At 57.4% G+C, this 13240-nt stretch carries 12 protein-coding genes; 5 read left to right on the top strand and 7 right to left on the bottom strand.

From position 1 onward, the window contains the following. Position 1: 1 nt before the first annotated feature. The 7 genes from AVO44_RS06625 to AVO44_RS06595 are packed head-to-tail and all read right to left on the bottom strand — an operon-like array spanning position 2 to position 7388. Positions 2-1843, bottom strand: a complete 1842-nt coding sequence (locus AVO44_RS06625) for a V-type ATP synthase subunit A (protein ID WP_068334356.1) — start codon at positions 1841-1843, stop codon at positions 2-4. Next, complete coding sequence (locus AVO44_RS06620; RefSeq protein ID WP_068334354.1) at positions 1840-2532, bottom strand: hypothetical protein; 693 nt, start codon at positions 2530-2532, stop codon at positions 1840-1842. The genes AVO44_RS06625 and AVO44_RS06620 overlap by 4 nt, the downstream gene beginning before the upstream one ends. A gap of 1 nt (position 2533) precedes the next feature. Further along, entirely contained in the window at positions 2534-3211 is a 678-nt protein-coding gene (locus tag AVO44_RS06615; RefSeq protein WP_068334348.1) for a hypothetical protein, read from the bottom strand. Continuing rightward, the gene (locus AVO44_RS06610; protein WP_068334345.1) at positions 3211-3654 is read right to left on the bottom strand and encodes an ATP synthase subunit C; all 444 of its coding nucleotides are present in this window, start codon (positions 3652-3654) and stop codon (positions 3211-3213) included. Before AVO44_RS06610 ends, AVO44_RS06615 begins: the two co-directional genes overlap by 1 nt. Continuing rightward, complete coding sequence (locus AVO44_RS06605; RefSeq protein WP_068334342.1) at positions 3651-5447, bottom strand: V-type ATP synthase subunit I; 1797 nt, start codon at positions 5445-5447, stop codon at positions 3651-3653. Before AVO44_RS06605 ends, AVO44_RS06610 begins: the two co-directional genes overlap by 4 nt. After that, the gene (locus tag AVO44_RS06600) at positions 5444-6049 is read right to left on the bottom strand and encodes a V-type ATP synthase subunit D (RefSeq protein WP_068335272.1); all 606 of its coding nucleotides are present in this window, start codon (positions 6047-6049) and stop codon (positions 5444-5446) included. Before AVO44_RS06600 ends, AVO44_RS06605 begins: the two co-directional genes overlap by 4 nt. Then, on the bottom strand, positions 6027-7388 hold the full coding sequence (locus AVO44_RS06595) for a V-type ATP synthase subunit B (RefSeq protein ID WP_068334337.1): 1362 nt from the start codon (positions 7386-7388) through the stop codon (positions 6027-6029). The genes AVO44_RS06600 and AVO44_RS06595 overlap by 23 nt, the downstream gene beginning before the upstream one ends. A 243-nt stretch (positions 7389-7631) precedes the next feature. Here AVO44_RS06595 and AVO44_RS06590 point away from each other — a divergent pair, with 243 nt between their 5' ends. The 5 genes from AVO44_RS06590 to AVO44_RS06570 all read left to right on the top strand — a co-directional run bounded on the left by AVO44_RS06590 (position 7632) and on the right by AVO44_RS06570 (position 13234). Then, entirely contained in the window at positions 7632-9371 is a 1740-nt protein-coding gene (locus tag AVO44_RS06590; RefSeq protein WP_068334336.1) for an ABC transporter substrate-binding protein, read from the top strand. Positions 9372-9452: 81 nt separating this feature from the next. Then, on the top strand, positions 9453-10502 hold the full coding sequence (locus tag AVO44_RS06585; RefSeq protein ID WP_068334334.1) for an ABC transporter ATP-binding protein: 1050 nt from the start codon (positions 9453-9455) through the stop codon (positions 10500-10502). Position 10503: 1 nt separating this feature from the next. Next, positions 10504-11580, top strand: coding sequence for an ABC transporter ATP-binding protein (locus AVO44_RS06580; RefSeq protein WP_068334333.1), 1077 nt, complete (start codon positions 10504-10506; stop codon positions 11578-11580). Beyond that, entirely contained in the window at positions 11577-12440 is an 864-nt protein-coding gene (locus tag AVO44_RS06575) for a carbohydrate ABC transporter permease (RefSeq protein WP_068334332.1), read from the top strand. The genes AVO44_RS06580 and AVO44_RS06575 overlap by 4 nt, the downstream gene beginning before the upstream one ends. Beyond that, complete coding sequence (locus tag AVO44_RS06570; RefSeq protein WP_058280831.1) at positions 12437-13234, top strand: carbohydrate ABC transporter permease; 798 nt, start codon at positions 12437-12439, stop codon at positions 13232-13234. The genes AVO44_RS06575 and AVO44_RS06570 overlap by 4 nt, the downstream gene beginning before the upstream one ends. Positions 13235-13240: the final 6 nt, after the last annotated feature.

Genomic DNA, 13240 nt, shown 5'->3' with positions numbered 1-13240 from the left:
CTCAAATGCCGAATTTGTCGCCACACAGACCCTGGATCTGTTGCCAAACCGATTTGAACTCGGGCGTGTTTTCTGCAGCATAGTGGAAGTTTTTCATCAACCCGGTGAGCTGCGTGAATACCTGCCGCACCTCGGTCTTGTCGGCAAAGGCGGCTGTGGATTGCGTCACGTCATACACCAGCTTGAATGTCATTTTCTGGCGCTCAAGCGGGACGGTTGCATCCACCTTGTCGAAGGCATCCTGCTGTAGATAGACCATATCCACGAACAGCGCCTTTTGCTGGGTTACGAAATCTTCGGTGGTGACGCCTTCTTCGCCAGTGACCTGCATCATCTGGTCAACCTGCTCGCCCTTTTCGATCAGCTCAAGCAGATCACGGACCTTTCCGGTCCAGCCCGGCTCGGCGTTTTTGTCGTACCAATCGGATAACTGATCCGTATAGCGCGACCAGCTGAGCATCGGATCGACCGCCGGATAGAACCGTTTGTAGGCCCGTTCCGAGGACAGGCCGAGGAAACATTTGACCGTGGACAATGTCGACTGAGTCACCGGTTCGTCAAAGTTGCCACCAGCGGGCGAAACCGTGCCGATCAACGTCAGGCTCCCCAAATCACCGTCATTGGTTTTCACCGCGCCGGCGCGTTCATAAAGACCTTTGATCGAGCTTTCCAGATAGGCCGGGAACCCCTCTTCACCCGGTATCTCTTCTAACTTGCCCGAGGTTTCGCGCATCGCTTGCGCCCATCGGCTTGTGCTGTCGGCAATCAACAGCACGTCATAGCCCATCTGACGGTAGTATTCGCCCTGCGTGATGCCGGTGAAGATCGACGCCTCGCGGGCAGCGACGGGCATCGATGACGTGTTGCAGATGATGATCGTCCGGTCCATGAGGCTACCGCCTGTGGTGGGATCGGTCATCTTGGGAAATTCCGATATCGTTTCAACAACTTCCCCTGCCCTTTCGCCGCAGGCCACGACAATCACGATATCCACCTTGGCATTCCGCGCGATCAGGTTTTGCAGAACCGTCTTTCCCGCCCCGAACGGCCCCGGAATACAGGCCGTGCCCCCGCGTGCGATCGGAAAGAACGTGTCAATCAAACGCTGAGATGTCAGGACCGGTTCAGTCGGATACAACCGTTCTGACAGCGAGCGTTTCAGGATGCTTTCCGGCAGAGGCCGCCGCACAGGCCATTTCTGCGAGAGGGTCAGCGTGTGCTCTCCGCCCTGCTCATCTTCGAGCCGGGCAACGATATCGTGAATCGTGGCGGCACCTTTCTGAACCCAAACCACTTTGTAATCGCCGACCCAGTTGAAGGGCAGCATGATTTTGTGATTGAAATGCCCTTCGGGAACCGTGCCGATACTGTCGCCGGCGGTCACCATGTCACCCACCTTTACCGCAGGTGTAAACGACCACTTTGCCTGATCGTCCAGCGGTGCCACATCAGCCCCACGCGGCAGGAAAGTACCAAACTCTGCGGCCACTTTGGGCAGTGGCGATTGCAGCCCGTCGAACACCTGCCCAAGAAGGCCCGGACCCAGTTCCACTGAAAGCAATTGCCCTGACTGCTCCACGGGGTCGCCCACGGCCACTCCGTCCGTGCTCTCATACACCTGAACATCCGCCGTATCACCGCGCACGCGCAGGACCTCGGCTTTCAACCTCTCTTGCCGGTTGCCGGGACCAGGGCGCGTGGGCAGGATATAGACGACTTCGTTTTTGACCAGTTGCCCCGGCTGCCCCGACGCGTCTTGATTGGCCTGTATCTCTACCAACCCCTCCTGAACCGAGACGACGCGGGCGGTGGCGGTCTGCGTGGATTTCGTTGGGGCTGTCATGCGGTTGCTCCATCAAAGTCGATCTCGGCTGCGCCGGCCATGGCCTGCTGCGCCAGATGTTCAAATCTCTTGGCCGCGTCCTGCGCGTTGCTTTGCGCCCAGCGGTCAAAAATGTTCCAGATCAGCACGTAAATCGCCACTGCTTCGAAATCAAAATAATGGCGGGCGGCATGTCGCTTTAGCTGCTTGTGACTCACGGACAAAAGTAATCGTTCAAGCCCTAAAGGATCTTTGGCATCAAGCAACTGCCTGGCCTCTTTCATCCACGGCATCGGCCCGTCCAGCTTGAAAGTCGGATCGCTCCAATTGGCGGTAATGTGGCGGCTCCAACGCCCGAGGCCAAACGACCCTGACGGTGGACTTCCCCCCTGATGACGCAGGCGCAAGGCTGCAACCGCTGTGCGCAGATCCATTCGCTCAGTGAATACTTCGCGCAATGTCGGTTGCGGGATATCACGCAACGCATCTTTGCAGCGTTGAATTGCCTGCGAATCCGTGACGTCCATATCATAGTCGCTCCAATTCAGAGCGTGCTCCAACACCTTTAAAACGCGCGCATCCTCTGGCGTCAGCGCCGTCAGGCGCCGCTCTAACCGCAGCCGCGACAGGGGCGGCTGTTTGGCAATGAACAACCGCTCCGAGCCCGGCAAACTGCTGATCAGCGCGATATAGGCGTCGCGGTCGGACATCTCAGCGAATTACGCCTTCTAACACGGCGCGAAAGCGGGGTTGCAGATGCTCCATCAACAGCGCCGCAACCGCCTTGTCGGTCAGATCGAGAACAACGCCCTGATCATCGGCGCGCACCCTTATTCCATCCTGCACATCGTCTGACGCATGCAACTCGACCTGTTCGCGCAGCATATCCGCGGTCAATCCCAAGACAAACTTCGTCAGCTTACCGGACTGAATGTCATCGGCATTCTGCTTGATGTCCTGCTGCGTGGCGACTTTGGCTGGCAATATGACGTGAAGCTCTCCGTCCAGATTAGCCCCCTCTGCGGCGCGACCCACGACTTCTAGGATCATCTGTCTTAGCAGGTCCGGGTCCGCCATTTCCTTGGTGACCAGACGCTCAACATCTTCACGAAACCGGTCTGTCAGACCCGCCTTCATCGTCAGTACAGCGTCGCGCATCGCAGTGTTCAGCGCCTCTTCGCCAGCCGAGCGGTAATTGTCGGACTCGCTGCGCGCTTTTTTCTGATAGGCGTCCGCCTCGCGTTTGGCTTCGGCCAATATCTTCGCCGCTTCGGCCCTGGCATCAGCGCGCAGCTTTTCGGCATCTGCCTGCCCCGCAGCCACACCATCGTTGCGCAGTTTGTCGATCAGCGCGTCGACACCGTGTGAGATTATTCCATCCTGTGCCATCAGCTGATCCCCGCGCTAATGACCAAGGCGAAGACAAAGGCAAAAACGCCGAACCCTTCGATAATCGCGGCAGGCGCCAGCGAAAGGCCAAATATCTCGGGCTTTTCCTTGGTCGCATTGATCGCTGCCGCACATGCCCTTCCCTGCCAGATACCACAGTACATAAGCGCGATGCCGGATAGGATACCGATCCCGAACAGCCCGCCCGCGTTTTCCGGCGTCACATCGCGATTCAGCGTGAACATGATAACGATGCCATAGATCACCATCGTCGACGGAAAGGCCGAAACGCCAACAAATCGGCCATAGCCGCCCTCGGTCTCGGTCATGGCGCCGATACTGGCTTGGCCCGCAATAGCACAGCCAACGGCACTTGCTGCCGCACCCAGCGCCATCGGCGCATAAATCCCCAGCCAACCCAATGTCAGAACAAGCTCATTCATTCCTGAACCTCCTTGCGGGCAAACGGCCGAAAGACGATGCCTTCGTCCGGCAGACCCCATTTAAAGAATTCGATGTAATTAAGACGTAACCCGTGGACGACGCCGCTCATCATCGCGAGGGCGAAGTTGAGGATATGACCGATGATCAGGATCAGCAGCGCAAACAGGATACCTGGACCCTTCATTGCCTGCATCACCGAAACAGCCAAATCATTAAACGTAATCGCAAGCGATGCCGAGGCCAGACCAAGCGCAAACAGGCGCATATAGCTGAGCACATCACCAAACGCGCCCATCGCCCCGGCCAGCCCTTTCAGGCCATCAATCAGACGCCATAGCCAGTCGATTGGCTGTTTCATTTCACGTTCGCTGGAGAACAACAGAATAGCCAGAACGCCTGCGCCTAGAAGTATCGCGCCCGGTGTCGCAGCGCTTCCTTTCATATAGCTCAGCCACATCACAAAGCCGCCGATCAGCGCTGCGATCCAGCCCAGATTGGCGATGGCCCTGCGCTGCCCCCATGCCGCGCGTGCAGCCAACGCATTTGCCAGCACCAAATGCAGAACACCCACGACGATCGACACCATCATCATGGCCGCAAAGTTGTTCAGATCGAGCAGTTTGAGCCCGGCTAGTATCGACCCTTCACGCGGTGCAACCCCGAAATAGCTTCCGACCAGAACGCCGTACAGAATGGTCGCTCCCGCGATGATCAACCCGTACCGGCGCCACGATTGCAGCGCAGGCGTTCCCTCCATGCGTTTCCAGAACAATAGCAAGCCCAGCAGGATTACAGCCCCGTATCCCGCATCGGCCACGATCATGGCAAAGAAAAAGGCAAACGAGGCAGCTACAATGATGCTAGGGTCCCAATCCCTGTAGCCCGGGACTTGATAAAACAGCGCCAAGTCTACGGCAGCGCTTCGTTTTTCCGGCTGCTCAAGCAGTGTGGGAGGGGTGTCATCAGGGCCAGGATCTTCGATCAGCACGGCCGCGTTTTTTGACTCAGCCATGTCCAGAAGCGCATCAATGCGATCCTCGGGCACCCAGCCTTGCAGCGCAAACATAGCCTCTTCATCGCGTACTTTCTGGGTCGCATGGGCCAGTTCTGCCGCACTTTCTGCGACGGAAAGATTGCGCCGCATAAATGTCAGGTACCGGGTTTGCGCAACACGCTCAGCCTCAAGGGCTTCAATGGCGATCTCGGCTTCTTCCAGCTGCGCCTCCAACTCATGGATCGGCAACGAGCCGGTATGAGTGCGCGGTACGGGTAGAATATCGTCGTCGGGCTCATCAGGGGCAATCAGTACAGCGTAGATGAACCGGTGATCCTGCTCTAAGATCGCCCAAGGCAGCGTCAATGCCTCCAACGTGCCGCGGTGCTTCAGCGGCAGTTGATAAAACCACAGCCGGTTGCCTGCCAGAACATCATCGGGTGGAAAGTCCAAATCCCCCCAGGGTCGCACCTGCGAAATCCGATGGGCCAGAAAGTCGCGCCGGTCAGTCACCTCGCGCGACCGCTGCATCAGATCAAGGACATCCTTGACGAACTTGTTCATATCAAAGTCCCGGTCACGCTGAATTTGACGACGGGGTTCAGGCACATCTGTTAGAAATCTCAGGGCCTTATACGCGTTTCTTGCACCGCGCTCACTAACCTTTTCCGGCTCGGCGGGCAGAGGGACCAAGGGCAAGACATGCATGCATCCCAACTCTTGCAACGCCTCAAGCGTCTCGGTTTTCTGGGCCGCCCGACCTACCAGCGACAGTTTTTTCAGGCGTGCGACACTCATGAGAGAGCCTCACGCGCATGTTTACGCTTCGAGATTTTCGAGCGTACAACCGCCTGCATCTGCTCATCGCTCAGGTAGATACGGATTTTCTTGATGTTGGCCTTGGCACGCGGGATCAGGACCTTTTCAAACAGGTTCACACGTTGCGTGATCGTAGCGACCGCCTTGTCAAAGATTTTTACGCGTTCTTCGGCCACTTTTACCCGCAGGCGGGCCTCGATCATGTCATGCAGCAACTGCGCAGCCGCATCGACCCAATGAGGTTTGGCCAGCAGGGAATAGGGCCGCACGGCAACTTCAATCCGGTCCAAAGCGGGCATTTTGACACCTACGACGTTCACCTCTTTGACCCGGTAGTCCTTCAACTCGACCAGCCCGTCCAGATCGACGCCCTGTTGTGCCAGCATGGGCAGTTTCGCCCCAACCTGTTGAGCCAATGCACTTACTTCTTCTTCAAGGCGCGCAACCTCATCGCGCGCCTTGGCGCGTTCCGCCATCAATTGCTGGCGCTTCAAATCCAGCGACGGCAGGAAGCGTTCATAGCTTTTCAGCTGCGTTTGCTGGCGCGCCAGCGACGATTTATTCAGCTGCAACCGCGCCATCTGCATCCTTTGGAAAATACTTGTCGACCAAGGCTTGCTTCATCAGCAACTGTTCTGGCGCAAAACACTCGGCCAGCGTTTTCCAGCCCAAATCCAGCGCCTCTTCCAAGGGGATCGAGACGTTGATGTCCATAAAACGCGACCGAAACAGAGCGCCAAATTTTAGCAACTGGTGATCGTAATCCGACAGATCGAACGCCATCGCCTGCTTTTGCGCGGCATCGCGGCTTTCCGAATAGAACCGGATCATGGTGTTCATGATCTGCCCATGATCCTCACGCGTGGTTTTGCCAATCACGTTCTGCTTGAGGCGCGACAGGCTTCCGAATGGATCAATCACACCGGAATGCAGATAGAACTGCCCTTCGGTGATATAGCCCGTATTGTCCGGCACCGGGTGGGTCACGTCATTGCCTGGCATCGTTGTCACAGTCAGGACGGTCACTGATCCACCTTTGGCATAATCGCACGCCTTCTCATATCGGCGGGCCAACTGCGAATAGAGATCGCCCATATACCCGCGCTGCGATGGGACACGTTCCTGGCTGATTCCAACCTCTTTCATCGCGTCAGCGAAAGCAGTCATGTCCGTCAGCAGGACCAGCACGCGCTTGCCTTCTTCCACAGCGAACTTTTCCGCGACGGCCAGCGCCATGTCTGGCACCAGAAGGCGTTCCACCAATGGGTCCATCGCCTGATTGACAAACATCACTGTCCGCGAGAACACTCCCGCATCCTCGAAAGACGTGCGGAAGGTGTGATAGTCGTCAAAGATCAGGCCCAAGCCCCCGAAAACAACGATATCGGCATCTGCTTGGATTCCAATCCGGCTGAGAAACGCGTTGAACGGCTCGCCCGAAACCGAGAAGATCGGAATTTTCTGACTTTCGACCAGCGTATTGAATACGTCAATCATTGGTGCATCAGTGCGAATCATCCTGTTGGGAACCGCGCGTTCTGCCGGGTTCACGGTAGGGCCGCCAATGTCGATTCTGGGCTCAGCGGACAAGTCAGGCCCGCCGTCAATCGCCACCCCGGCACCGTCAAAAACACGTCCTAGTATGTTCGCCGAATAAGGCGTCTGCATTGGGTGGCCAAGAAAGGTCGCCGTTGCCTCGGTCGAAATCCCCTTGGTGCCCGAGAACACCTGCAGCGTTACCACATCCCGGTCGATGAAGATCGCCTGCGCAAGGGTTTTGCGCCCATCGATCGTCTCAATCACCGCCAGATCATTGAATCGAACCGCTGCGTCCGCAGAGCCATCCAGAGGCACCCTAACTTTTATCGTGTCTCCCACGATTTCCAGAACGCGCGTGTACTTCAACAGACTCCGGGACATGGTCTATCCTCATGCGTCTAAATGTTTTTTTACTATTCCGCGCTGCGGGCGGCAGCGGTCTTTTTGCAATCTTATTTGCACCTTACAACGAATTCACGAATTAGCAACTGAGGACGGAACTGCGGGCCAAAACCAGCGAATTTCGCACTTACTAAAAATTTAGTTTGACACTTGCGCAGAAAATCGCTGATGCTGTCCGGCATCCGGTTTCGACCGGAAGCCATAACCTTTGGGAGGAGACAGATGCGGAGACATCTACTTTCCGCTGTGGCGGCAGCAGCCGTCATTGCGGGGCACGGTCCAGCTTGGGCCGACGAAGCCGCAGCACAACGTTGGATAGACGACGAATTCCAGCCATCGACCTTGTCGAAAGACGAACAGATGGCCGAGATGCAGTGGTTCATCGAAGCTGCACAACCCTACGCCGGCATGGAAATCAACGTCCTGTCCGAAGGCATCCCGACCCACTCGTATGAATCCGAGGTCCTGACCAAGGCGTTCGAGGAAATCACGGGCATTAAGGTCAACCACCAGATTCTTGGCGAAGGCGAAGTGGTTCAGGCCGTACAAACCCAGATGCAGACCGGCCGGAACCTGTATGACGGCTACGTCAACGACAGTGACCTGATCGGCACCCACTCGCGCCTGCAACTGGCGTATAACCTGACCGAGCAGATGGGCGGTGAATGGGCGGCATCAACCTCGCCGACGCTGGATCTGGATGACTTCATGGGCATTCAGTTCACCACCGGCCCGGACGGCAACCTGTATCAGCTGCCTGACCAGCAGTTTGCGAACCTCTATTGGTTCCGCAAGGACTGGTTCGACAACGAAGAGTACAAAGCCGCGTTCAAAGAGAAATACGGCTATGATCTGGGTGTGCCGGTCAACTGGTCCGCTTACGAAGACATTGCCGAATTCTTCACCAACGACGTGAAGGAAATCGACGGTGTCGCGATCTACGGTCACATGGATTACGGCAAGCGCGCGCCTGACCTTGGCTGGCGTATGACCGATGCCTGGCTGTCGATGGCTGGTGCCGGTGACGTTGGTGAACCGAACGGCGTTCCGGTTGACGAATGGGGCATCCGCATGGAAGCGGGCACCTGTAACCCTGTTGGTGCGTCCGTCTCGCGCGGTGGTGCTGCAAACGGTCCAGCTGCGGTCTACGCGATCCGCAAGTGGGATGAATGGCTGCGGAACTATGCGCCTCCGGGTGCGGCTTCTTACGACTTCTACCAGTCGCTACCGGCGCTCAGCCAAGGCAACGTGGCCCAGCAGATCTTCTGGTACACCGCGTTTACCGCCGACATGGTGAAGCCGAAGTCCGAAGGCAACAACACCGTGGATGACGAAGGCACGCCGCTGTGGCGTATGGCGCCCAGCCCGCATGGCCCCTATTGGGAAGAAGGCCAGAAGGTTGGCTATCAGGACGTGGGGTCATGGACCTTCCTGAAATCGACCCCTGCGGATCGTGCTCAGGCAGCTTGGCTCTATGCTCAGTTCGTGACGTCCAAGACCGTGGATGTGAAGAAGTCTCATGTGGGTCTGACATTCATTCGCGACAGCTCGGTCAACCACGAGTCGTTCACCGAACGCGCACCCAAGCTGGGTGGCCTGGTCGAGTTCTACCGCTCGCCCGACCGTGTGGCATGGTCGCCGACCGGCATCAACGTGCCGGACTATCCGAAGCTGGCCCAAATCTGGTGGCAGCAGATCGGTGACGTGAACTCGGGCGCCTTCACCCCGCAAGAGGCGATGGATCGTCTGGCTGAAGAGATGGACATCACCATGTCCCGGATGCAGGCCGCTGACGAAAGCGCCGGCATCTACGGTGGCTGCGGCCCGCGTCTGAACGAACCGCAGGATCCAACCTTCTGGCTGGAACAGCCGGGTTCGCCTAAGGCCAAGCTGGAAAACGAAAAGCCGCAGGGCCAGACCGTCAACTATGACGAACTGGTAGCGCGCTGGCAGGCCCAGTAAACCCACGAGAACCGGGGATGCCGTTCAGGCATCCCCATCCCAATACCAGTGCGGCGCACTGAAGGACCGGAACCCACGGACATGATCGAACTTCAAGACGCGACCAAACGGGTCGGTAACGTCATCCATATCAAACCTACTTCGCTGACCTTGCAGACTGGTCACTTTAATGTGCTGCTTGGGGCCACCGGGTCGGGCAAGACCTCTCTGATCAAGATGATGGCCGGGCTGGACCCGATTGCCCAAGGCAAAGTCTTGATGGATGGGCAGGACGTGACGCGGCTGAACACGCAAAAGCGGCAGATCAGCCTCGTGCACCAGTTTTTTGTGAACTATCCGCACATGACCGTCTTTGACAATATCGCCTCACCCCTGCGCGTGGCAGGCATGGCGAAATCCGAGATCGAAGGCCGCGTCGAAGAAGCTGCCGATCTGCTGCAGCTTCGCCCGATGCTGCACCGCCGCCCCCATGAACTGTCTGGCGGGCAGCAACAACGTACCGCGCTGGCCCGCGCCATCGCCAAAGAAAGCCGCGCGGTGTTCCTCGATGAACCGCTGGCGAACCTTGACTATAAACTGCGCGAGGAACTGCGTGAGCAACTGCCCGACCTGTTCGCTGGGCGCGGTGCCGTAGTGGTCTATGCTACTTCGGAACCCGAAGAGGCACTATTGCTGGGCGGCTATACTGCACTGATGGAGGACGGACGCGTCACGCAATTCGGACCCACCGCAGATATCTATCGCAACCCCGAAAACATCGCCGCCGCACGGGTTTTCTCTGACCCGCCGATCAATGTTGCGCGTATCACCGTGTCTGGTGCTCAGGCGCAACTGGCCGGTGGTGGCGGCTGGACTGTCACGGACATGAAGGATGGTGAATACATGGTTGCTGTCCGCCCGCACCGCGTAACGCCGTACCGGACATCAGACGCGGATGTAGAACTGACAGGCCGGGTGCTTGTGACCGAGCTTTCGGGCTCTGACTCCAGTGCGCATTTCCGTCACGGGGCGGATGATTGGGTGTCCCTGGCAGCCGGTGTCCATCCCTATGAGGTTGGCGAGGATCACAGTTTCTACATGAACCCGGCCCACTGCCGGTATTTCGGCCAAGACGGCCAAAGGGTAGCCTGACATGGCACAGATCAAGCTTTCAAACCTACGACACAGCTATATGCCCGCGCCGCAAGGCCCCGAGGACTATGCGCTGAAGGAAATCGACGTGACCTGGCGCGATGGCGGGGCGTATGCGCTGCTTGGGCCGTCCGGTTGCGGCAAGTCCACGCTTTTGAACATCATCTCAGGCTTGCTGACACCATCCGAGGGTCAGATTCTGTTCGATGACCGCGACGTCACCACCCTGCCCCCCGACCAGCGCAACATCGCGCAGGTGTTCCAGTTTCCGGTGATCTACGACACGATGACCGTGGGTGAAAATTTGGCCTTCCCGCTAAAGAACCGCGGCGTTGACCCGGCGACAATCAAGCGCCGCGTCGATGAGATTGCCGAGATGCTGGACGTCACGGATATGCTGAACACCCGCGCCTCGGGTCTGAGCCCGGACAACAAGCAAAAGATCTCGATGGGTCGTGGTCTGGTCCGCGACGATGTGAATGCGGTGATGTTTGATGAACCGCTGACGGTGATCGACCCGCATCTGAAATGGAAGCTGCGGTCGAAGCTGAAAGAACTGCACCAGCGCGTCAAAGCCACGATGATCTACGTAACCCACGACCAGACCGAGGCGCTGACCTTCGCGGATGAGGTCGTGGTCATGCAGGAAGGCGAAGTGGTGCAGATCGGCACCCCGGTTGAGCTGTTTGAGCGCCCCCAACACACATTTGTCGGCCACTTCATCGGCTCGCCCGGTATGAATGTTCTGCCCTGTGAAACCAAAGGCGACCGGGCGGTGTTCGAAGGGCATGAAGTCGTGCTGGAAGGCCCGACCCATGGCGATGGTGGGCGCACCGATCTGGGTATTCGCCCAGAATATGTGGGCTTCGGCGACACCGGCATTCCGGCGCATGTGACCAAAGTTTCGGATATCGGCCGCCACTACGTCGTCAGTGCGATGGTTGGCAACACGGCTCTGAAGGCGGTGACAGAACACACAGTCCCTGAGCCCGGCTCGCAGGTTTTCCTGCAATTCAAACCTGAACAATCCCGCGTCTATCGTGATGGCTGGATCGCAACCGAGGAGCGGGCGCAATGAGAACGGAAAACCAAAAAGCATGGTTCTTTGTCTTGCCGGTCCTTGCACTGGTTGCGTTCAACGCACTTGTGCCGATGATGACCGTGGTCAACTACTCGGTTCAGGAAACCTTTGGCAATAACCAGTTCTTCTGGGAAGGGCTTGGATGGTTTGAGCAAATCCTGCGCTCTGATCGGTTCCAAGCCGCTTTGGGGCGTCAATTCCTGTTTACTTTCATGATCTTGCTGATCGAAGTTCCCTTAGGCATCATCGTGGCCCTGTCCATGCCGCGCAAAGGATTCTGGGTACCAGTTTGCCTTGTGCTGATGGCCTTGCCGATGCTGATCCCATGGAACGTAGTCGGATCGATGTGGAACATCTTTACCCTGCCCAAAATCGGCCTGATGGGATACTTCCTGAATGACGTTCTGGGTATCAACTATGACATGACGCAGCAGCCCCTTTCGGCCTGGATCACCGTGATTGTCATGGATGTGTGGCACTGGACCTCACTGGTTGTTCTTCTGTGCTATGCGGGCCTGGTGTCGATCCCCGACGCGTACTATCAGGCGGCCAAAATCGACGGTGCAAGCCCATGGTCGGTGTTTCGCTATATCCAACTGCCCAAGATGAAGACCGTGCTGACCATCGCCGTTCTGCTGCGCTTCATGGACAGTTTCAATATCTATACCGAGCCTTTCGTCCTGACCGGCGGCGGCCCCGGCAACTCAACCACCCTGTTGTCGATCGACCTTGTGAAGATCGCACTGGGACAGTTCGACCTTGGTCCTGCGGCCGCGATGAGCCTGATCTACTTCGCCATCACGCTGCTGGTTAGCTGGGTCTTCTACACACTGATGACAAAGGATGACGCGCAATGAAGAAGCGGTCCCTTATCCCGATCCTGTATATCGCGTTCCTTATGCTGCCGATCTATTGGCTGGTGGCGATGTCCTTCAAGACCACGAATGAGATCCTGTCAGGCTTTTCCCTGTTCCCTCAGACCTTTACGCTGGAGAACTATATCACCATCTTCACCGATCCGACGTGGTACTGGGGCTACATCAACTCGATCATCTATGTGACGATCAACACGGTGCTTTCAGTCTGTGTTGCTCTGCCAGCGGCCTATGCGTTCTCGCGCTATCGGTTCCTTGGTGACAAGCAGCTGTTCTTCTGGCTGCTGACCAACCGGATGGCTCCGGCGGCGGTGTTTGCGTTGCCCTTCTTCCAACTCTACTCGTCGATCCACCTTTTCGATACCTATCTGGCCGTGGCACTGGCGCATACATTATTCAACGTGCCGCTAGCGGTTTGGATTTTGGAAGGCTTCATGCGCGGCATCCCGAAGGAACTGGACGAGACAGCCTATGTCGATGGCTACTCCTTCCCCCGCTTTTTCGTGACGATCTTCCTGCCCAACATCAAAGCCGGTGTCGGCGTCGCGGCCTTCTTCTGCTTCATGTTCTCATGGGTCGAGATGTTGCTGGCCAAGACCCTGACAGCAGTCGAGGCCAAACCAATCGCCGCCGTCATGACCCGCACCGCCTCCAGCGCGGGATACGAGCTGGGTCTTCTGGCCGCTGCCGGCACACTTACCATTATCCCCGGCGCCATCGTCATCTGGTTTGTCCGCAACTACATCGCGCGTGGTTTCGCGATGGGACGTGTGTGAGGTTCG

This window comes from Ruegeria profundi (genome assembly GCF_001507545.1).
Classification (GTDB): Bacteria; Pseudomonadota; Alphaproteobacteria; order Rhodobacterales; family Rhodobacteraceae; genus Ruegeria; species Ruegeria profundi.
This window is presented reverse-complemented; position numbering and strand designations above follow the sequence as displayed.